Origin of the sequence: Pseudonocardia sp. (assembly GCF_050250275.1) — a bacterium.
Lineage (GTDB): Bacteria > Actinomycetota > Actinomycetes > Mycobacteriales > Pseudonocardiaceae > Pseudonocardia.
In genome coordinates, this window is the sequence record NZ_JBFWOY010000001.1 from 321,597 (window position 1) to 342,317 (window position 20,721).

The following is a 20,721-nucleotide window of genomic DNA, read 5'->3' on the forward strand; positions in this document are numbered from 1 at the left end:
GATCGACCGCCCGATCGCGCCGTCGAGGGCTTTCTCACGGATCCACTAGACACCGCGATACGCCGGGATCCGGTTAACTTGAGCCGTGGGTGATCCGCAGATCGTGACGGTGGGGACGGGCTGGCACGAGCAGCTCGCCGACCGGGCAGAGATCGACGTGTCGTTCACCGCGACCGGCAGGGACCGGGCGAGCGCGGTGCGCGACCTCGGCCGGGCGGTCGCCGCCGCCGAACCGGTGTTCACGCACGCCGGAGTGGAGGTGCGCAGCCGGAGCCTGCACGTCGGCGCCGAGTGGCGGCGCGGCAAGCAGTCCGGGGCCCGGGCCACGGAGAGCATCCAGCTCCGGGTCACCGACCTGGAGGTCCTCGAGAACGTGCTGGGCACCGTGCTGGCCGCCGAGCCGGCGTCGTTCAACGGCCCGCGCTGGCTGCTCGACGACCAGGCCGCGGCGCTCGTCGTCGCCCAGCGCGAGGCGGTGGCCGACGCCCGCAGGCGCGCGGAGGGGTACGCCGACGCCCTCGGCGGTTCGCTCGGCGCGCTCGAGAAGCTCACCGAGGCACCCGACCACGGCGGCGGCCCGATACTGATGCGGGCCGCGGCGATGGACGTGGGGGCCCGCGGGCCCGTCGACGTCACCGAGCTGGGGCTCGAACCGGAACCCGTCCGCGTCACGGCCCAGTGCACGACCACCTGGGCACTCGTTCTCGCCGGCTGAGCAGGGGCCACCGTGGAACGCGCCACCGATCGGGCCCGCGCCCGCCTTCGCCGGACCGTCGCGACTCTCGTCGTGCTCGTGCTGGTCCTCGCGCTGCCCGTCGGCCTGCTGGCTCACGGTTGGGAGAGGAGCCGTTCGGTGGATGCCGCCGAGCGGCTCACCCCGGTGACGGCGGTGGTGCTGGAGCCCGACGCGCCGACGGCACTGCCCGACCCGGCCGGGCCGGCGATGACGATGTCGCGCCTCGTCCGCTACTCCGCTCCGGACGGGAGCGTGCACACGGCGGTGCTGCCCGTCGCGATCGGTGCGCCCGCCGAGGCGACGATGCAGCTGTGGGTCGACCGGCGCGGCGGCGTGGGGGAGCCGCCCAGCTCGCCGGAGGTCGCCCGGAACGTGGGGATCGTGCTGGCCGTCGCGTGGGTCCTCGTGGCGTGGGCCGTCGTCTTCCTGATCACGATCACGGTGCGTATGCGGCTCGACGAGACCGACAGTGACCGGTGGGACCGCGAATGGGCGCGGGTCGAACCGCTGTGGAGCGGCCGAATTTCCTGACGGATCCCGTTCGGGTGAAGAACGCGTGGCGGCTGGCTATTCGACGTCCTAACGATGGACACTCGAACGGCCTAATCGCTGCATGCCGTTTCCGGGGGTTCGTCCTCAGGACCGGTCAGGGGGGTGCGATTTCGAATGAGCCACAGCCGTGCACGCCACCGTCTCCGCCGTTCATCGGGCCCGTCCCTGCGCCTTCGACCGAACGACCGTGGGGGTCGCCGCGGCCCGGTCCGCACGGTTCGCGCGCTGCTCGCGGGCGCTGTGGGCCTGCTGCTGCTCAGCGGCACGGCACTCGGCGTGGCGCATGCGGCGCAGGCCGAGGTTCCCGTCCCGGCCGCCTTCGTGTCGGACCGTTGACCTGATTCGCGAATTCGCGCCGGCCGTGTCCCCCGAGACCGGCCGGCGCGAATGTCCGCGGTCAGCTCGCGCGTTCTCCGCGTGAGCGGGAATTGTCGGGAGCGGACTTCGGGAGCTCGTCGTGCGACTCCACGACCTCCCCGTCCACGATCGTCGTGTCGTCGGCCGCGGACGGACGCGGGAGGGTCCGCACCGACGCCCAGCCCGGCCTGTCACCGTCACGGTCGGTGACATCGCCGGCGGTGTCGTCGACGACGTCACCGTCGACGACGGGGCCGTCGCTGTAGATGCGCGCGCGCTGCAGGCCCGGGTTGGCCCGCTCGGCCGCCCGCACCAGCCGGTTGCGCACCAGCTTGCGCACCGGCGGGACGAGCAGCAGCAGGCCGGCGAGGTCGGTGACCAGGCCGGGGACGAAGAGCAGCACGCCGGCGGCCGCGACGAGAACCCCGTCGGTCAGCTCTGCGTGCGCGACCCGGCGTTCGCGCAGTGCCGCGCTGAACGCCTGTGCGGCGCGGACGCCTTCGCGGCGTGCGAGCAGCAGCCCGAGGACGGACCCGGCGAGCAGGACGAGCAGCGTCGCGCCCACGCCGATCCACGAGCCCAGCGCGACGAGAGCGACGATCTCGACGACGAGGTACAGCAGCACGTACGGCATACCCGTCCAACGACCGGGACGCCGTTCGCGTGCCCGGATTCCGGTAACGACCTCGCCACGGTGCGTCACGTCACCAGGTGAGGGCGACTCCCGGGTCCTCCATCAGGGCGCCGACGTCGGCGAGGAACCGGGATCCCTGCTCACCGTCGACGAGCCGGTGGTCGAACGAGAGCGACAGCTGGCACACCGTCCGGACCGCGAGCTCGCCGTCGACGACCCACGGCATCGGCTTGATGGCGCCCACGGCCAGGATCGCGGCCTCGCCCGGGTTGATGATCGGCGTCCCGGTGTCGACGCCGAACACCCCGACGTTGGTGATGGTGAAGGTGCCGCCGACGAGGTCGGCCGGCGGCGTCCTCCCCGACCGTGCGGTCGCGGTGAGCCCGGCGAGCCCGTCCGCGAGTCCGCGCAGGTCGAGCAGGTCGGCGTCACGGATCTTGGGGACGATGAGCCCGCGCGGGGTCGCGGCGGCGATCCCCAGGTGCATCGCGCCGTGGTAGACGATCTCGCCGGCGTCGGCGTCCCAGGTGGCGTTGATCGACGGAGTGCGCTTCGCGGCGAGGCACACCGCCTTGGCGACGAACGCGAGCGGCGTCAGCTTGACGTCGCGGAACTCGCGGCCGCCGCGGAGCCGGTCCCGCAGGTCCATGGTCGCGGTGACGTCGACGGACAGGAACTCGGTGACGTGCGGCGCGGTGAACGCCGACGACACCATCGCCGCGGCGGTGGCCTTGCGGACGCCGCGGATGGCCTCGCGCCGGTCCTCGCGCCCGACGGCCGGCACCGCCACCGCGGGCTCCGGCGAGGCGGGAGCGGTGAACGACCGGACGTCCTCCCGGGTGATGACGCCCCCGGCACCGGAGCCGGTGACCTGCCGCAGGTCGACGCCGAGGTCGCGGGCCAGTTTGCGGACGGGTGGCTTGGCCAGCGGGACGAGGTCGCCCCACGGCCCGGTGGCGGGCGTCGGCGCGGGACCGCCGACGGATGCGGGCGCGGCCGGCGACGGCTCGACCGGCGCGGGCGGCGCGACCTCGGTGGGCGCGGCAGCGGCGTCGGCGAGAGCGGCCGGAGCGGTGGCGGCCGCCGCGGCGCCGCGGCGCGGGCGACGCGACACGGTGCCCTGCCGCGGGCCGTACCCGACCAGCGTGGCGATCCGCCCGTCGGCACCCGCCTCACCGATCTTCGCGCCACCCTCTCCCGACGCGGCGGGAGCAGCGGCGGGCGCGTCGGCCTCGGCCGTGTCGATCGTGATGATGGGGCTGCCGACCTCGACGGTCACGCCCGGCTCGGCCAGCAGCTCGCCGACCGTTCCCGCGTACGGGGACGGCAGCTCGACGACGGCCTTGGCCGTCTCGATCTCGGCGATGATCTGGTTGACGGTGACGGTGTCGCCGGGCGCGACCCGCCAGGTGACGATCTCGGCCTCGGTCAGCCCCTCGCCGACGTCGGGCATCCGGAACTCACGACGCACCGGGCTCACCAGGCCTTCGAGCGGTCGACGGCGTCGAGCACACGGTCGAGGTCGGGCAGGTAGTCGTCCTCGCACTTCGAGGGCGGGTAGGGCGTGTCGAACCCGGTGACGCGCAGGACCGGCGCCTCCAGCGAGTGGAAGCACTCCTGCTGGACGCGGGCGGCGATCTCGGAGGTCACCGAGGACTCCGGCGGCGCCTCGGAGACGACGACGAGCCGACCGGTCCGGCGGACGGACTCGAACACCGGGTCGAGGTCGAGCGGCGACAGCGTGCGCAGGTCGACGACCTCGAGCGACGTGCCGTCGGACTCGGCGGCGACGGCGGCGTCGAGGCACGTCCGCACCGACGGGCCGTAGGTGGCGACGGTGACGTCGGTGCCCTCGCGCAGCACCCGCGAGCGCAGCAGCGGCGGCGGCGCCGTCTCGACATCGACCTCCGCCTTCTCCCAGTAGCGCCGCTTGGGCTCGAAGAAGATGACCGGGTCGTTGCTGGAGATGGCCTGCTGGATCATCCAGTAGGCGTCGTTCGGGTTGGAGCAGGCGACGACCTTGAGGCCCGCCACGTGCGCGAACAGCGACTCCGGGGACTCGCTGTGGTGCTCGACCGCGCCGATTCCGCCGCCGAACGGGATGCGCACGACGACCGGCATGGGCACCTTGCCCTGCGAGCGGAAATGCACCTTGGCCAGCTGGGAGACGATCTGGTCGTAGCCGGGGAAGACGAAGCCGTCGAACTGGATCTCGCACACGGGGCGGAAGCCGCGGATCGCGAGGCCGACGGCCGTGCCGATGATCCCGGACTCGGAGAGGGGGGTGTCGAGGACACGCTGCTCACCGAAGTCCTTCTGCAGGCCGTCGGTGATGCGGAAGACGCCGCCGAGCTTGCCGACGTCCTCACCCATCACCAGCACGCGCGGGTCGGCCTCCATGGCCTTACGGAGCCCGTCGTTGAGGGCCTTTGCCATCGTCAGGACGGCCATGTCAGGCCTCCTCTGTGGAGAAGGACGCATGGTAGGCGAGGAACTCCTCGCGCTGCGCCTCCACCAGCGGCGACGGTTCGGCGTAGACCTCGGTGAACATCCGGTCGGGCGCCGGGTCGGGCATGTTCAGGCAGAACTCCCGCAGGCGGGCGGCCAGCTCGTCGGCCTCGGCGGCGACGCTGTCGAAGAACGCCTGGTCGACGCCATGTTCGCGGACCAGGTTGACCCGCACCCGCTCGATGGGGTCCTTAAGCTTCCACAGCTCCAGCTCGTCGGCCAGCCGGTAGCGGCTCGGGTCGTCGGAGGTGGTGTGGGCGTCCATCCGGTAGGTGTAGGCCTCGATGAGGACGGGCCCGTTGCCGCTGCGGCACTCCTCGAGCGCCCAGCGCGACACGGCGAGGCAGGCGATGACGTCGTTGCCGTCGACGCGTACGCCCGGGAAGCCGTAGCCGCGGGCGCGTTCGTAGAGGGGGACGCGGGTCTGGCGTTCCAGCGGCACGGAGATGGCCCACTGGTTGTTCTGGCAGTAGAAGACGACCGGCGCGTCGTAGGCGGCGGCCCACACGAAGCCCTCGTGGACGTCGCCCTGCGAGGTGGCGCCGTCACCGAAGAAGCACATGGTGGCCTCGTCGGGGGCGTTCTCGGGGGCGTCGGAGCCGTTGCCGACGCGACCCTCGAAGCGCTGGCCCATGGCGTAGCCGGTGGCGTTGAGGCACTGGTTGCCGATGACGATCGTGTACAGGTGGAACCGCTTCTCCAGCGGGTCCCAGCTGCCGTGGTCGGTGCCGCGGAAGATGCCGAGCAGGTCGGTCGGGTCGATGCCGCGGCACCAGGCGACGCCGTGCTCGCGGTAGCTGGGGAAGGCCATGTCGGTGGGCAGCAGTGCGCGGCCGGCGCCGATCTGGGCGGCCTCCTGGCCGAGCAGCGGGACCCAGATGCCGAGCTGGCCCTGGCGCTGCAACGCGTTGCCCTCGCGGTCGGCCCGGCGGACCAGGACCATGTCGCGGTAGAGCGACTTCAGCGTCTCGGCGTCGACGTCGGCGGCATGGCCGTCGAACCGCTCGTCGGCGACGCGCTCACCTTCGGGGGTGAGCAGCTGGACGAGCTCGGGGCCGCCGGCGTCGGTGCCGCGCAGCCCGGCGAGCACCTGCTCGCGGTTGGGCCGGGACCGGGGATCGGCCGGGTTCCAGGCCTGTGGATCAGAGACGGACACGGGTGCCTCCTCGCGTACCCCGACCCGGCCCGCTCGTGGCGGCGACCGGGACGGCACCGGGACCCGCCCGGGTGGGGCGGGCGACCCGGCACTCGACGATGCTGGTTCCCCGATCCTGGCACGCCGCCGCGGGGAGCGGCAGCGCCTCGTCCACAAGATCGGCTGGTGGATTGTGGGGAACGCGCAAGGTCCCGCAGCGGCCGTCGGGCCGCCGCGGGACGTGGACCCGCGTGGGTGGGGTCGGTCAGACCCCGTGGCCGGGCCGGTTGATGCCGGCGACCCCCTTCACCTTGCCCGCGGCGCCGCTGATCTGGCCCTTGTACTTGCCCTTCGTCTGCTTGTCGACGAACTCGGCGGCCTGGTCGACGTAGCGCCCGGCCTTGTCCGGGTTCTTCTGGGCGTACCGGCGCGCGACCTCGGCAGCGCCGCCGAGCACGGCGAGCTTCTTGATCAGCCCCATCGTGTTCCTCCTCGTTCGGGCGTCCGTCGTCTGTGGAACGTCCGATCCGCCCGTCCCGTTCCCGTACCCGTCGGCCGGACGGGCGAACCTCCCTGCGACCTGCGGGCAACGGTCTTGTGACGACCGAGCGGCACGCGCTGCCACGAGCGGAGCGCGGTGGCACGATCCGGCGTACCCCGATCGAGGACACCTGGAGGTGCCCGTGACTCGCCGTACACACCTGCTCTCCGCCCTGACCGCCGTCGCACTGGCCGCCACGCTCGGGGCGTGCGGATCGGGCGGCGACGGATCGGGCGGCGGGGGCGCCGGCAGCGCACCGACGTCCGCGGCCGCGGCGATCCCGCCGGCGGCGAAGGACGCCGCGCTGGCCGCGATGGTCCCGGCCTCGATCACCGCGGACGGCAAGCTGGTGTTCGGGGTGGACGCCTCGTACCCGCCGAACGAGTTCGTCGGGCCCGACGGTACGACGATCGTCGGGATGGACGTCGACCTGGGCACGGCGATCGCGCAGAAGTTCGGGCTGACGCCGGAGTTCCAGAACGCCGCGTTCCCCGGGATCATCCCGGGAATCCAGGGCGGCAAGTACGAGATGGCGATGTCGTCGTTCACGATCAACGACGAGCGGCTGAAGCTCGTCGACATGGTCAGCTACTTCAGCGCGGGCACGAGCCTGGCCACCCGCAAGGGCAACCCGGACGGGCTCGCCATCGACGACCTGTGCGGCAAGGCGATCGGCGTCCAGGCCGGCACGGTCCAGGTCGACGACATCGCCGCGCGCAGCAAGACCTGCACCGACGCGGGCAAGCCCGCGATCGCGTCGACGGAGCTGCAGCAGCAGACCGACGTGACGCTGGCACTGACGTCGAACCGCATCGTCGGAATGCTGGCCGACTCGCCGGTCATCGCCTACGCGGTGAAGACGACCGGCGACCAGCTGGAGGTCGTCGGGCAGGCCTACGACACCGCGCCGTACGGCGTCGTCGTCAACAAGGGTCAGGGCCAGTACCCGCAGGCCGTGCAGCAGGCGGTGCAGGCGTTGATCGCGGACGGCACCTACGCGAAGATCCTGGACAAGTGGGGCACCAGCGACGGCGCGATCCCGACGGCCGAGGTCCGGAGCTGAGCGTGACCGACCAGGCCGGGGCCGCGGAGCCCGGGCGGGAGCGGCAGGAGATCGAGGCCGTTCCCGTGCGGCACCCCGGGCGCTGGGTGGCCGTCGCGGTCCTGGCCGTGCTGGCGGCGATGCTCGTGCACACCGTCCTCACGAACGAGCGGTTCGGCTGGGACGTCGTCGGGCAGTACCTGTTCTCCGCGCCCATCCTGAACGGGCTGCGCAACACCCTGGTGCTGACGGTGCTGTCGATGCTGATCGGCATCGTCGGCGGGATCGGGCTGGCCGTGATGCGCCAGTCGCCGAACCCGATCGTGAGCGGCACGGCGGCGACCTACATCTGGCTGTTCCGCGGCACCCCGCTCATCGCGCAGCTGCTGTTCTGGAACTTCCTGTCCGCGCTGTACCCGAGGCTGTCGCTGGGCATCCCGTTCGGGCCGGAGTTCGTCTCCGTCGACACCAACGTGCTGATCACCCAGTTCGCGGCGTGCCTGCTGGGCCTGGGGCTCAACGAGGCCGCGTACATGGCCGAGATCGTGCGCGGCGGGCTGCTGTCGGTCGACCGCGGCCAGGCCGAGGCGGCGGGTGCGCTGGGGATGACGCGGTCGCAGGCGTTGCGGCGCATCGTGCTGCCCCAGGCGATGCGGGTGATCGTGCCGCCGACGGGCAACGAGACGATCTCCATGTTGAAGACGACGTCGCTGGTCGTGGTGATCGGCTACTTCGAGCTGCTGACGTCGGCGCAGCGCATCTCCAACCAGAACTTCCAGGTCATCCCGCTGCTGATCGTGGCGGCGTTCTGGTACCTGGTGCTGACGTCGCTGCTGACGATCGGGCAGGGTTTCGTGGAACGCCGCTACGGGCGCGGGTTCGTGCCGGACCGGCCGGGGAGCCGGCTGCTGTCACGGGCGGGCACGAAATGACCCCGATGGTGGAGGCCGCCGGAATCCACAAGTCGTTCGGGCGCACCGAGGTGTTGCGCGGTGTCGACCTGGTGGTCCAGCCCGGCGAGGTCTGCTGCGTGATCGGCCCCTCCGGCTCCGGGAAGTCGACGTTGCTGCGCTGCGTCAACCACCTGGAGCGCATCGACGCCGGCCGCATGCGCGTCGACGGGAAGCTGATCGGCTACCGCGAGGCCGGCGGCAAGCTGCACGAGCTGCGGGAGTCCGAGGTGGCGCGGCAGCGCCGCGACATCGGGATGGTGTTCCAGCGGTTCAACCTGTTCCCGCACATGACGGCGGCCGAGAACGTGATGGAGGCGCCGCGGACGGTGCTGGGCACCGGGCGCGGGGCCGCCCGGAAGGCCGCCGACGAGCTGCTGGACCGGGTCGGGCTGTCCGCGCGCCGCGACGCCTACCCCGGGCAGCTCTCGGGCGGCCAGCAGCAGCGCGTCGCGATCGCCCGGGCGCTGGCCATGCAGCCGCGGCTCATGCTCTTCGACGAGCCCACCTCGGCGCTCGACCCGGAGCTGGTCGGGGAGGTGCTCGACGTCATGCGCGGCCTGGCCCGCGACGGCATGACGATGCTCGTCGTCACCCACGAGATGGGGTTCGCCCGGGAGGTCGGGGACAGCCTCGTCTTCATGGACGAGGGTGTGATCGTCGAGGAGGGCGCGCCGCGGGAGGTGCTGTCGGCCCCGCGGCACGAACGGACGCGCGCGTTCCTGTCGAAGGTCCTCTGACGAGGTCGCCGGTGCGTCCGTGGCGGGCCCGGCCGTGGCGTCGTCGCTCAGATCTCGACGCGGAGGGCCGGGTTGAACGCGCGGATCGCTCCGACCATCGCCTCCTTCTCCGTCCGAGCACGAACCAGGTAGGCCCATCCGTCCGGGGTCTCGACGACGGTGGGCGTGTTGCGCCCCGACACGAGAGCGGAGGGGCGCACCCGTTGGACGGCGTGGGCGTCGGTGCGCAGCTCGCCCATCGGGCGCCGGATCACGACGGTGCCGCTCGCTCCCACGGACACCGTGGTCGCGATGTGCCACAGCTGCCATCCCATGGCCGCGCCGACGGCGAGCAGGACCGCCGCGGGCAGGAGCAGGATCAGGCCCGACGGTGTCCCGACCGCGGCCACGACCGCGACGACGGCGATTCCGAGCCCGGCGACGAGGAAGAGCACGAAGATCGCCGCCGACGACCAGAGCCACACCCGCCACACCCCGGCCAGGGGCCACACCTGCCCGGCGGCCTCCGGACCACGACGCACCATGACGTTCTCCCACCTGACAGGCGCCCATCGCGAGGCGCGCGACCATGATGGCGCCCGACACAGGCCCGGGCCGGCCTCGCCGGCAATTCGCAGCCGTCCCGGCCGCGGTCGCATCCGGTCGTGCCTCGCGGCCGACGCGAACCGCGTCGTCAGAGGCTCGCGACCGGGCCCGGAAACGACCCGCGGCCGCGGGGGCCGGCCGGCACGCGCGGGGGCGGGTTGTCGACCTCCGACGTCGGTGCCACGTCAGGACCGCGGCGTGCGTCCCATCAGGAAGAACTCCTCGTTGGGGCGGAGCGCCGTCAGGTGCGCGAGCCGGTTCGACATCGCGAACAGCGCGGTGATGGCGCCGACGTCCCAGATCTCGTCCTCGGTGAGGCCGGCGGCGCGCGCGTCGTCGAGCTCCGCCTCGGTGAGCGACGCCGACTCCGTGGCGATGATCAGCGCGAGGTCGACGATGGCCCGCTCGCGGGGGCTGAGCTCGACACCGTAGGGGTTCGTCGCGACGCGGTCGGCGATCTCGGGGTCCTTCGTGCGCAGCCGCAGGATCGCCCCGTGCGCGACGACGCAGTACGTGCAGCTGTTGGCCCCGGACGTCGCGACGACGACCAGCTCCCGCTCGGCCTTCGTCAGTCCGTCGTTGCTGTCCATGAGCGCGTCGTGGTAATCGAGGAACGCGCGCAGCTCGCGTGGGCGGCGGGCGAGCGCCTTGAACACGTTGGGGACGAAGCCGGACTTCTCGGCGACGGCGCCGATGCGTTCCCGCAGGTCGTCAGGCATGTCCTCGAGTTCTACGGCGCCGAAGCGGCTCACCGGCCGTGTGTCGGTCATACCGGGGACCGTATCCCGCCGGCCCCGCCCGCGGGGTCGGTGTGAGATGGATCAGGCGGGGTCCTGACGCGCCGATCCGGCGGCCTGACGTGCCCGGCTCGCCGCCGACAGGTGCACGACCTGCGCTGTCGGCGCGGGCGGCTCGACCCGCCCGGGGACGACCAGCGCGGACGCCCGGCGCAGGACGCCGAGCAGCGTCGGCCCGTCGGCCTGACGCACCCCGGGCGCGACGACCGCGGCGAGCCGTGGGGCGGCGGCAGTGAGCAGCAGCCGGTCGACCCCGAGGTCGGCGGCACCGAGCAGCAGCACGACGTCGACGGTGTCCTCCCCGGGCAGCGCCGACATCAGCCGGTCGGCCTCGACGAACCAGGCGATGCCGTAGGCGCTGGACCGCTCGGCTCCCGCGGCCTCCCACGCCTCGGCGACGCGCGGGGCGTCGCGACGCAACCGGTCGAGCAGCGCGACGCAGCGGTTCTCCTGGTCGGCGAGCCGGCGGGCGGCGGACAGCTCGTCGAGCGCGGCGGCGTAGGCCTCGCTGTCGTGGGCGCGCAGGGCCTCCACGGCCCGGGTGTGCTCGGGCGCCATGCGCGTGTGCGGGGTGAGCAGCCCGACCAGGTGCGCCGCCTCCTCCAGGCGGCGTCCGGCCTCGTCGGCGGAGCCGTGGGCGTCGTAGTCGAGGATCGTCGCCGCGACGTGCTGGGCGCTGTCGAGGTCGGGCACCGAGACGGGCGAGTTGGGGTGGATGAACAGCACGTCGTGGCGGAGGTCGCCGACGGCGCGGGCCGCGTCGCCGATGCGGTGCAGCGTGGCGGTGAGCTCGGCGAGGTCGGCGGCGCTGCGCGGGGCGGGCACGCCGGCCTGCCGGCACGACGTGTCGATGGCGAGCAACCGCTCGGCCAGCTCGACATGGGTGAGAGCGGCGTAGATGTCGTCGACCGACTCGGCCGGGTGGCCGCCGACGACGACCTGCCGCAGCACGGGTTGCACGTCGCGCTGGGCCTGGGACCGGAAGTAGGCGCGGTTGCGGCCGCCGCCGCCGAGGAACTCGGCGTACCGGCGCAACGCGTCGATCCCCGCGGGACCGAGCGAGCCGTGCACGGTGACCGGCGGGTACGCCCGGGCACGCTCGTCGGCGACGACGGCCTGGCCCACCTGCTCGAGGAGCGCTCCGAACACGCCGGCGTGGGTGTTGTGGACGAGGTGGGACAGCAGCGACCACGTCCAGTGGCCGGGGACGCGCGGGCCGAGCGCGGAGAGGGTGGCCTCGACGCGGCGGGCGGCGTCGGTGACGGCGGCGCGGCGGTCGGGGTCCATGCGTGACAACAGGTCGACGAGCAGCCGGTCGGCACCTGCGACGGTGCCGGCGGCGCGGGCGCACAGATCGGCGACGTCGGCGACGGTAGGGAAGCTCTCGGCCGGGGGGAGCTGGGTGCCGCGGCGGGCCCTGCGCTCCGGAGTGGCGGTGGCCAGCAGGCGGCGCAGCTCCCGCTGGTCGGCGGTGGACATCATGGGCAGCGCGTCGACGCAGGAGCGCATGACGGCCGGGGTGAGCGCGTCGCGCAGGCCGGTGAGCTCGGCCCGGTCGGCCGCGGTCACGGCGACGCGGCGGCCGTCGCGGACCAGCGCGGCCAATGCGGACACGACGGCGTCGGTGTCGAACTCGTCGAGGACGATCAGGGTGTTGCCGCGCAGGGCGTCGGCGACGGTGTCGGGGTCCTCGGCGGGGTGGCGGGGCTGGGGCGGTCCGTCGCCCGCGGAGGCGGCGAGGGCCTCGGCGAGGCGGCGCAGGCCGGGTGGGACGCTGCCGGCGGTGATCGAGGCGTGGATGCGGCGGCGCGCGGCGTCAGCCGGGCCGGCGACGCTGTCGCCGGCGAGCCGGTCGACGAACGTGGCCAGGTGTGCGTCCACCTCGAACGAGCTCGAGGGTCCGACGTCCAGCACCAGTGTCACCTCCACCTGAAGCCGCGGCCGCGGGCTCGGCGACGGTCACAGGATGTATCGCGCAGAATCCGGCAATGTTCCACCCCGATCGTGTAAATCTGCAACGTTCCGCCGTTGAGAGGTAACTCTCTGCGCTGGACGGGAGGCCCTAGGTCCCGATTCGGTCGCTCGTGTGAGTGGCTCTTCATCCGCGCGTCGTAAGGCGATGCACTTTCCGTCGTCACGGCTGCGCCGAGCGGTCAGGGGCCTGCGGCCGGCGATTCGCCCCGGAACGACCGGAAGGGTGCCACCGCGGGTGACACCCTTCCGGTCCGTCGGCCACGGTCCGGTGCCCGACGGTCCCGCTGCCCGACGCTCAGTCGCCCGGGACGACCTTCGCGCCCGGGGCGCCCGCCAGCGCGTCGGCGACGGGCTTGAGCCGCGGCGAGTCCTCGTCGGCGTGGTAGTCGGCCGGGTCGGTCTGGTCGGGGCCGTTGGGCACCTGCCCCGCACGCAGCACGAGGCTGACGACGACCGCGACCACGAGGTTGACCACCAGCGCCACGAAGCCGACGTAGATCTGCACCGCCGAACCGGCGAAGGGATGCCAGCCGAACACCGTGAGCTTGTCCAGGGTCAGCGCGGAGCCGCCGAAGTGCAGCTTCCCGCTGGCCGGGTTCGGGATCAGGTACAGCAGGTACATCCCGTAGCCCATGCCGACGATCCAGCCCGCCACCAGCGCCCAGCGGTGCAGCCAACGCGTGTACAGCGCGATCGCCACCGACGGCAGCGTCTGCAGGATGATCACGCCGCCGATGAGCTGCAGGTCGATGGAGAACTGCGGGTCGACGAACAGGATGAAGGCCACCGCGCCGAACTTCACCACGAGCGACGCCAGCTTGGCCTGCCGCGCCTCCTGACCCGGCGTCGCCCCCTTGTGCAGGTACTCCTTGTAGATGTTGCGCGTCCACAGGTTCGCCGCCGCGATCGACATGATCGCCGCCGGCACCAGGGCGCCGATGCCGATGGCCGCGAACGCGATGCCCGCGAACAGCGACCCGAACTGCGAGTCGAACAGCGCCGGGATGATCGTGTTCGTGTCCGGCCGGCCGGTCGCGTTGTTGGTGATGGGCTTGACCCCCGCCGCGATGGCGACGTAGCCGAGCAGCGCGAGCAGCCCCAGCAGGAACGAGTACGCCGGCAACGCGACCATGTTGCGCTTGAGGACCTTCCGCCCCCGCGACGCCAGCACGCCGGTGAGCGAGTGCGGGTAGAGGAACAGCGCGAGCGCCGAGCCCAGCGCCAGGGTGATGTACTGCAGCTGGTTGTTGGCCGTCAGCAGGATCGAGCCCTGCGGCTTGCCCCCGCTCGTCGCGCTCGGCTGCGCCATCTTCTGCTCGGCCGCCGAGAAGATCGCCGACCACCCGCCCAGCTTGGCCGGCAGGTAGAACACGGCCACCAGGATGACGACGTAGATCAGGATGTCCTTGACGAACGCGATCAGCGCCGGCGCCCGCAGCCCCGACTGGTAGGTGTAGAGGGCGAGGATGACGAACGCGATCAGCAGCGGCAGGTGGCCCAGGAACCCCGACGCGTTGATCCCCATCGTGCGCAGCACGGCCTCCAGGCCGACGAGCTGCAGTGCGATGTAGGGCATCGTCGCGACGATGCCGGTGACGGCGACGATCAGCGCCAGCAGCGAGCTGCCGTAGCGGCCGCGCACGAAGTCGGCGGGCGTCACGTAGCCGTGCACCCGCGAGACCGACCACAGACGCAGTACCGGCAGGAACACCAGTGGGTAGAGCACGACGGTGTACGGGAGCGCGTAGAAGCCGAGCGCGCCGGAGCTGAACAGCAGCGCCGGGACCGCGACGAAGGTGTACGCGGTGTAGAGGTCGCCGCCGACGAGGAACCAGGTGATCCACGAGCCGAACTTGCGCCCGCCCAGGCCCCACTCGTCGAGATGCCCCAGGTCGCCGCCGCGCTGCCAGCGCGCGGCCATGAAGCCCATCACGGTCACCAGCAGGAACAGGACGAGGAAGACGATGAGCTCGAGCCAGTCGATCATCGGGCGTCCCTCTCGTCGAGGTCGTCGATGCCGAGGTGGTCGGCGCCGTGGGTCACCGGCTCGTCACGTGTCATCCGGAAGACGATCGCGACGCAGATGACGCCGACGAACACCCACACGAACTGGATCCAGTAGAAGAACGGCATCCCCAGGAACTTGGGGTCCGTCTTGTTGAACCACGGCGTGACCAGCATCAACAGCGGCACGAGCAGCAGCAGGTTCCACGCGCTGAAACGCAGCCCTGTCTGCTCGCCACCGCCTCGCGGCTCCCGCGGCGTCGTCTCCGGCATCGGTGCGCGCCTCCCCTCGATCCGACGAACTGCGGGATCGTAAGACCACGCGGCACCGCACGCATCGCGCAGCCGGCACACGCCGGACACGACAGCGGCCCGCCGCCCCACGAGGGGTGCGACGGGCCGCCGGGGACTGCGGGTCGATCAGGCGCCGAGGCGCAGGCGCAGGGCCTCCAGCTCGTCACGCATCGACGTCGGCAGGTTGTCGCCGACCTTGGCGAACCACTCCTCGATGAGCGGGAGCTCGGCCTTCCACTCCTCGACGTCGACGGTCAGGGCTGCCTCGATGTCGGCGAGCGGGGCGTCGAGGCCCTCGAGGTCGAGCGCCTCGGGCGTCGGGACGTAGCCGATCGCGGTCTCCTCCGCGGCGGCCGTGCCCTCGATGCGCTCGATGGCCCACTTCAGGACCCGGCTGTTCTCGCCGAAGCCGGGCCACAGGAACTGGCCCTCGTCGCCGCGGCGGAACCAGTTCACGTAGAAGATCTTCGGCAGCTTGTCGGCGTCCGCGCCCTTGCCGACGTTGATCCAGTGCTGGAAGTAGTCGCCGACGTTGTAGCCCAGGAACGGCAGCATCGCCATCGGGTCGCGACGGACCTGGCCGAGCCCACCCTTGGCGGCCGCGGTCATCTCGCTGGACATGGTGGCGCCCATGAAGGTGCCGTGCTGCCAGTCGCGCGACTCGCTGACCAGCGGGACCGTCGTCTTGCGGCGACCGCCGAACAGGATCGCCGAGATCGGGACGCCGTTGGGGTCCTCCCACTCCGGCGCGACGACCGGGCACTGGCTGATCGGCGTCGTGTAGCGGGAGTTGGCGTGCGCGGCCGGCTTCGCCGACTCCGGGGTCCAGCTGTCGCCGGTCCAGGAGGTGAGGTGCTGCGGGTCGCCTTCGAGGCCTTCCCACCACACGTCGCCGTCGTCGGTCAGCGCGACGTTGGTGAACAAGGAGTTGCCCTGCTCGATGGTGCGCATCGCGTTCGGGTTGGTCTTCCAGTTGGTGCCCGGCGCGACGCCGAAGAAGCCGAACTCGGGGTTGACGGCGTAGAGCCGGCCGTCCTCACCGAAGCGCATCCACGCGATGTCGTCGCCGACGGTCTCGGCACGCCAGCCCGGGATGGTCGGCTGCAGCATCGCGAGGTTCGTCTTGCCGCACGCCGACGGGAACGCGGCCGCGACGTAGTGCACCTTGTCCTCGGGGCTGATCAGCTTGAGGATCAGCATGTGCTCGGCGAGCCAGCCCTCGTCGTGCGCGATGGCCGACGCGATGCGCAGCGCGTAGCACTTCTTGCCCAGCAGCGCGTTGCCGCCGTAGCCCGAGCCGTAGCTCCAGATCTCGCGGGTCTCGGGGAAGTGGCTGATGTACTTCGTGTCGTTGCAGGGCCACGCGACGTCGGCGGCGCCCTCCTCCAGCGGCGCGCCGACGGAGTGCAGGCACTTCACGTACTCGCCACCGCGCGCGTCGAGGAGCTTGACGACGTCGGCACCCATGCGCGTCATGATCTTCATGGACGCGACCACGTACTCGGAGTCGGTGATCTCCACGCCGAGCATCGGCGGGTTGGCGTCGAGCGGGCCCATGCAGAACGGGATGACGTACATCGTGCGGCCCCGCATGCAGCCGCGGTAGAGCTCCGACATCGTCGACTTCATCTCGGCCGGGTCGACCCAGTTGTTGGTCGGGCCCGCGCCGGTCTCGTCGGCGGTGCAGATGAAGGTGCGCTCCTCGACGCGGGCGACGTCATCGGGATCGGAGACGGCGAGGAAGGAGTTCGGTTTCTTCTTCTCGTTCAGTTTCACGAACGTGCCGGCCTCGACCAGGCGGCTCGTCATGCGGTCCCACTCGGCGTCGGAACCATCGCACCAGACGACCTCGTCCGGGCCCGTCAGATCGGCGATCTCCCGGACCCAGTCGATCAGCTGGGCGTTCGTCGTCGGAGCTGCGTCGATACCTCGAACGGCTGCAGTGGTCATCTGGTGTGAGCTCTCCTGCCTGGTCAGGCCAACCACCCGACCCTGGGAATGCCAACGCCCACCCGTCCGGTGAAGGCCGGGTGTGGCGCAGGAAGATGACAATGGAGGTTACCCGGAAAACCGTGTTCCACTCCTACGAGTGACCTGTCGACCGGCTCACAAGACCGATCAGGTAATCGATTCAGAGACCAACGGCACAGGAAGATCCGGCCTGCTCGAAGATCGATTCACACGGCTGTCACATGATCGTGACGGCGCCCACGCCCTGGAGCACGGCGGCGAGCGCGTCAGGCTCCGAGAGCATCGGCCAGTGGCCCGTCGGAAGATCCCGGATGTCCCACTCGGGTCCCGCCAGCTCCACGAACGCCGGCACCCCCGCCGCCGCGAGCGCCCGCACCTGCCCGGACGGGAAGCTGCTCGCGACGAGAGTCTTCGGCAGCGTCGGGTCGTTCGTCCCGCGCGACGCCGATCCTGTCACGACCCCGCCCGGTTCGGGGGTCGCGCCCGCCCACATCGTCTCCAGCGTGTCGTCGTCCAGCCCGTCCAGGCTCACTCCCCACGCGCGCAGCCGGTCCACGTCCGGGACGGGGTACCAGCCGTCGTCGGCGGCGATCCGCGCGCGGATCCACTCCTGCACCGGCGGCTCGTGGAAGTCGATGTGCGCCATACCGTCCGGCAGCGGACCGGTGTCGACGAGCACCAGGTGCGCGACGCGCCCACGCGCCTTCTCCGCCGCGGCGACCACCACCGGGCCGGCGCCGCTGTGCCCGACGAGCACCACCGGAGCCGACGTCGCGCGCAGGATCGAGACGATGTCCGCGACCTGGTCGTCGGCGCTCACGTCGGCCGTCGTGGCCCGCTCCCCGACGCCCAACGGCGTCACCGCGTGGACGTCGTGACCGTCGGCGCGCAGCCGGGCCGCCACCCCGTCCCACGCCCATGCACCCAACCAGAACCCCGGGACCAGCACGTATGTCGCCATGTCCGGGACTGTAGGAACTTAACCGGGCCGAAACCGTCCTGTTTCGGCGAGAATCGCCGCATGGCCTCCTCCGCGAGCCGCGTCCTGGCCCTCCTCGAACTCCTCCAGGCCCGCCCCGGCCTCACCGGACCCGAACTCGCCCAGCGCCTCGACGTCGACGAACGCACCGTCCGACGCCACGTGCGCACCCTCGACGAGCTCGGCGTCCCCGTCGTCGCCCGCCGCGGTCGGCACGGCGGCTACCGGCTGCTCCCCGGCTACCGGCTGCCACCGCTGATGCTGTCGGGCGACGAGGCCGTCGCGGTCGTCCTCGGTCTGCTCGCCGCCGAGCGCACCGGCCTGCACGCGGCCGCACCCGCCGTCGCGAGCGCCCGCGCGAAGCTCGAACGCGTCCTGCCCGACGCCGTCCGCGACCAGGTCCGAGCCGTCGCCGACGTGCTCGGCTTCACCGCCCCCGCCCACCCCGCCACCCCGCCCGACGCCGGCGTCCTGCTCGCGCTCGGCACCGCCGCCCGCGACCGGGTCAGGGTCCGGTTCGCCTACCGCTCCTGGAGCGGGACGGCCTCCCGGCGCGAGCTCGACCCCTGGGGCATCACCTTCCACGCCGGGCGCTGGTACGTCAGCGGGCACGACCGCGACCGCGACGACGTCCGCAACTTCCGCGTCGACCGCGTCTCCCGCGTCGACGTCCTCGGACCCGGGACGGCGCCGCCCGCCGGGTTCGACGCCGCCGACGAGGTCGTCGCCGGCATCGCCGCGGCGGGCTGGGCGCACGCGATGGAGGTCGTGCTGCACGTCCCCGTCGACGAGGCCCGCCGGCTCGTGCCCCGGAGCGCGGGAACCCTTGCGCCCCATCCGTCCGGAACGCTGTTCACCGGACGCGCCGAACACCTCGACGGCGCTGCCCGGATGCTCGCGGGCCTCGGCGTGGGCTTCACCGTCGTCGCTCCCGCCGACCTGCGGGCAGAGGTCCGCGCGCTGGCCGAGCGGCTCCTGCGCCAGGTGACACCGCCCTGACGTCGTGGTGGCCGTCCGGCACCCGCCGTGTTCTCAGCGCGGTCGGGCCGCTCCCACGACCCGCCCGGTGCGCCGGCGCGGTTGCGTGGGACGTCACCCGATCCGGCGTGTCATCAGCGCGGCTCGATCGCTCGCATGACACGGCCGCCGATCAGGGCACTGCCGGACGCGCCGTTCCCCGACCTGCCCGGTGCGTGTGCGTCGGCGGCACGGGCCGGCGCTGCCCCCGGACCACCTGCCGGACGTGTCGTCAGCGCGGGCGGACGGCGCTCACGACACGCTCGGGGACGGGCGCTTGATCGGTGGCTGGTCGAGGGCCGTCGCTGCCTCGGCGGCCACCTCGGCAGCGACGGCGTCGAGCAACGGCGAACGCAGCCGCCAGCGCTGCCAGAACAGCGGGACCGTCACCGGCGGACCCCCGAGGCCCACCAGCTCACCCCCCGGCGCCGGATCGCGGGACTGCGCCGGCATCAGCAGCCCCCACCCCAGACCCAACCGCACCGCGGTGGCGAAGTCGCTGGTCGCGGGCACGAGATTGCGCGGCGGCGCATCCGGGTCGACACCACGGGAGCGCAGCCAGCGGGTCTGAAGGTCGTCGCGACGGTCGTAGTCGACCAGCGGTGCCCGCGCCAGCGCCTCGGGCGTCACACCGCCGGGGAACCAGCGCGCCGCGAACTCCGGCGCCGCCACGGCGTCGTAGCGCATGACGCCCAACGGGGTCACGGCGCAGCCTGCGACGGGTGTGCCCTGCGCGGTCACCGCCGCGGTCACGGTGCCGTCGGCGAGCAGGCCCGCGGTGAAGTCCTGGTCGTCGCGGTGCAGTTCGAACACGACCGGGTACCTGCGCGCGACCCGGGCGAGCGGGGCGAGGAACCAGGTGCCGAGGGAGTCGGCGTTGACGGCGAGCGCGAGCGCGGTCCGCTCGGTCTCCCCGGCGCCGAGCCCGGAGAGCGCCTCGTGTTCGAGCAGTGCGGTCTGCCGGGCCAGCCGCACGACCGCCGCGCCCGCCTCGGTGGGACGTACCGGTTTCGACCGCACCAGCAGGATGCGGCCGAGCCGGTCCTCGAGCCGGCGGACCCGCTGGCTGACCGCCGACGGCGTCAGGTGCAGCCGCGCCGCCGCGGCCTCGAACGTGCCCTCGTCGACGATCGTCGCGACCGTCTCCACCAGGTCGTGGGGCAGCCTCATGAAGCCAGGCTAATGGTGCTGAAGAATCCTGAGCTGGATTGCCGGGGACAGCGCTCCTAGCGTCGACGGACGTGCCCGCTCTGCTCTCCGGCCTCGGACTCGGCCTGTCGCTCATCGTCGCCATCGGCGCGCAGAACGCCTTCGTGCTGCGCCAGGGGGTGCGCCGCGAGCACGTGGCCGCCGTGGCGCTGGCCTGCATGCTCAGCGACGCCGTCCTGATCACCTTGTCGGTCGCGGGCGTCGGCGCGGTCCTGGCCGCCGCGCCGTGGCTCGTCACCGTCGTGCGCTGGGCGGGCGCGGCGTTCCTCGTCGGCTACGGGCTGCTGGCGGCGCGCCGGGCGTGGCGGCCGTCGGGGGCGGCCCTCGACGCCGGCACCGGGCCCGCAACGGTGCCGCAGGGCGCGACGGCGACGGCGGTCCGCATCCGCCCGCTCGCACCCGTGCTCGCCACCTGCCTGGCGCTGACCTGGCTCAACCCGCACGTCTACCTGGACGTACTCCTGCTCGGGACCATCGGCAGCACCCACGGCGCGAACCGGTGGTGGTTCGCGGCGGGGTGCGTCGCCGCCAGCGTCGTCTGGTTCGCGACGCTCGCCTTCGGCTCCCGGCTCGCCGGCCGGTGGCTGCGCTCACCGCGGGCGTGGCAGGTGCTCGACGGCGGCGTCGCCGTCACGATGCTGGTGCTCGGCGTCGGGCTCCTGGTGGGCTGACCCACGGACCTTCTCGGCCGGTGGG

Annotated in this window: 20 protein-coding genes; 7 read left to right on the plus strand and 13 right to left on the minus strand. The window is 72.5% G+C overall.

Annotated elements, in window-relative coordinates:
* Positions 1 to 85 precede the first annotated feature (85 nt).
* Together AB7F12_RS01555 and AB7F12_RS01560 are read left to right on the plus strand one after the other, a co-directional pair.
* Positions 86 to 715: an SIMPL domain-containing protein gene (locus AB7F12_RS01555; protein WP_428497132.1), complete on the plus strand. Its 630-nt coding sequence runs from the start codon at positions 86 to 88 to the stop codon at positions 713 to 715.
* A 12-nt stretch (positions 716 to 727) separates the two neighbouring features.
* Positions 728 to 1,267, plus strand: coding sequence for an Rv1733c family protein (locus AB7F12_RS01560; RefSeq protein ID WP_428497133.1), 540 nt, complete (start codon positions 728 to 730; stop codon positions 1,265 to 1,267).
* Between the two features lie 418 nt (positions 1,268 to 1,685).
* Here AB7F12_RS01560 and AB7F12_RS01565 read toward each other — a convergent pair whose 3' ends face one another.
* From AB7F12_RS01565 to AB7F12_RS01585, 5 genes are all read right to left on the minus strand, one after another.
* Positions 1,686 to 2,279, minus strand: coding sequence for an FxsA family protein (locus AB7F12_RS01565; RefSeq protein ID WP_428497134.1), 594 nt, complete (start codon positions 2,277 to 2,279; stop codon positions 1,686 to 1,688).
* 70 nt (positions 2,280 to 2,349) lie between these two features.
* Positions 2,350 to 3,732, minus strand: coding sequence for a dihydrolipoamide acetyltransferase family protein (locus tag AB7F12_RS01570; protein WP_428497161.1), 1,383 nt, complete (start codon positions 3,730 to 3,732; stop codon positions 2,350 to 2,352).
* 23 nt (positions 3,733 to 3,755) lie between these two features.
* On the minus strand, positions 3,756 to 4,730 hold the full coding sequence (locus AB7F12_RS01575; protein ID WP_428497135.1) for an alpha-ketoacid dehydrogenase subunit beta: 975 nt from the start codon (positions 4,728 to 4,730) through the stop codon (positions 3,756 to 3,758).
* Position 4,731: 1 nt separating this feature from the next.
* Complete coding sequence (gene pdhA, locus AB7F12_RS01580) at positions 4,732 to 5,943, minus strand: pyruvate dehydrogenase (acetyl-transferring) E1 component subunit alpha (RefSeq protein WP_428497136.1); 1,212 nt, start codon at positions 5,941 to 5,943, stop codon at positions 4,732 to 4,734.
* Positions 5,944 to 6,187: 244 nt separating this feature from the next.
* Positions 6,188 to 6,403: an antitoxin gene (locus AB7F12_RS01585; RefSeq protein WP_428497137.1), complete on the minus strand. Its 216-nt coding sequence runs from the start codon at positions 6,401 to 6,403 to the stop codon at positions 6,188 to 6,190.
* 202 nt (positions 6,404 to 6,605) lie between these two features.
* Between AB7F12_RS01585 and AB7F12_RS01590 the strand changes: the two genes are divergently transcribed.
* From AB7F12_RS01590 to AB7F12_RS01600, 3 genes are read left to right on the plus strand one after another with little or no spacing between them, the layout of a single operon-like run.
* Positions 6,606 to 7,526: an ABC transporter substrate-binding protein gene (locus AB7F12_RS01590; protein ID WP_428497138.1), complete on the plus strand. Its 921-nt coding sequence runs from the start codon at positions 6,606 to 6,608 to the stop codon at positions 7,524 to 7,526.
* A 2-nt stretch (positions 7,527 to 7,528) separates the two neighbouring features.
* Positions 7,529 to 8,437, plus strand: coding sequence for an amino acid ABC transporter permease (locus AB7F12_RS01595; RefSeq protein WP_428497139.1), 909 nt, complete (start codon positions 7,529 to 7,531; stop codon positions 8,435 to 8,437).
* On the plus strand, positions 8,434 to 9,195 hold the full coding sequence (locus tag AB7F12_RS01600; RefSeq protein ID WP_428497140.1) for an amino acid ABC transporter ATP-binding protein: 762 nt from the start codon (positions 8,434 to 8,436) through the stop codon (positions 9,193 to 9,195). Before AB7F12_RS01595 ends, AB7F12_RS01600 begins: the two co-directional genes overlap by 4 nt.
* Before the next feature lie 47 nt (positions 9,196 to 9,242).
* On the opposite strand, the gene AB7F12_RS01605 is transcribed toward AB7F12_RS01600, so the two are convergent.
* The 7 genes from AB7F12_RS01605 to AB7F12_RS01635 all read right to left on the minus strand — a co-directional run bounded on the left by AB7F12_RS01605 (position 9,243) and on the right by AB7F12_RS01635 (position 17,781).
* Positions 9,243 to 9,719, minus strand: a complete 477-nt coding sequence (locus AB7F12_RS01605) for a hypothetical protein (RefSeq protein ID WP_428497141.1) — start codon at positions 9,717 to 9,719, stop codon at positions 9,243 to 9,245.
* A 246-nt stretch (positions 9,720 to 9,965) separates the two neighbouring features.
* Positions 9,966 to 10,550: a peroxidase-related enzyme gene (locus tag AB7F12_RS01610; RefSeq protein WP_428497142.1), complete on the minus strand. Its 585-nt coding sequence runs from the start codon at positions 10,548 to 10,550 to the stop codon at positions 9,966 to 9,968.
* Positions 10,551 to 10,601: 51 nt separating this feature from the next.
* A complete protein-coding gene (locus AB7F12_RS01615) occupies positions 10,602 to 12,491 on the minus strand; it encodes a hypothetical protein (RefSeq protein WP_428497143.1) in 1,890 nt (629 codons plus the stop codon).
* A gap of 355 nt (positions 12,492 to 12,846) precedes the next feature.
* Positions 12,847 to 14,538 (minus strand): monocarboxylate uptake permease MctP, encoded by a 1,692-nt coding sequence (gene mctP, locus AB7F12_RS01620; RefSeq protein WP_428497144.1) that lies wholly within the window; start codon positions 14,536 to 14,538, stop codon positions 12,847 to 12,849.
* On the minus strand, positions 14,535 to 14,828 hold the full coding sequence (locus AB7F12_RS01625) for a DUF3311 domain-containing protein (protein WP_428497145.1): 294 nt from the start codon (positions 14,826 to 14,828) through the stop codon (positions 14,535 to 14,537). Before AB7F12_RS01625 ends, mctP begins: the two co-directional genes overlap by 4 nt.
* Before the next feature lie 147 nt (positions 14,829 to 14,975).
* Positions 14,976 to 16,799, minus strand: a complete 1,824-nt coding sequence (locus AB7F12_RS01630; RefSeq protein WP_428497146.1) for a phosphoenolpyruvate carboxykinase (GTP) — start codon at positions 16,797 to 16,799, stop codon at positions 14,976 to 14,978.
* A gap of 238 nt (positions 16,800 to 17,037) precedes the next feature.
* A complete protein-coding gene (locus AB7F12_RS01635) occupies positions 17,038 to 17,781 on the minus strand; it encodes an alpha/beta fold hydrolase (protein WP_428497147.1) in 744 nt (247 codons plus the stop codon).
* A 60-nt stretch (positions 17,782 to 17,841) separates the two neighbouring features.
* Between AB7F12_RS01635 and AB7F12_RS01640 the strand changes: the two genes are divergently transcribed.
* Entirely contained in the window at positions 17,842 to 18,798 is a 957-nt protein-coding gene (locus AB7F12_RS01640; RefSeq protein WP_428497148.1) for a helix-turn-helix transcriptional regulator, read from the plus strand.
* A gap of 270 nt (positions 18,799 to 19,068) precedes the next feature.
* On the opposite strand, the gene AB7F12_RS01645 is transcribed toward AB7F12_RS01640, so the two are convergent.
* Positions 19,069 to 19,986 carry a LysR family transcriptional regulator ArgP gene (locus AB7F12_RS01645; RefSeq protein WP_428497149.1) on the minus strand — a complete coding sequence of 306 codons (918 nt, stop codon included), beginning with the start codon at positions 19,984 to 19,986 and terminating at the stop codon, positions 19,069 to 19,071.
* Positions 19,987 to 20,057: 71 nt separating this feature from the next.
* Here AB7F12_RS01645 and AB7F12_RS01650 point away from each other — a divergent pair, with 71 nt between their 5' ends.
* Positions 20,058 to 20,696, plus strand: coding sequence for a LysE/ArgO family amino acid transporter (locus AB7F12_RS01650; RefSeq protein ID WP_428497150.1), 639 nt, complete (start codon positions 20,058 to 20,060; stop codon positions 20,694 to 20,696).
* Positions 20,697 to 20,721: the final 25 nt, after the last annotated feature.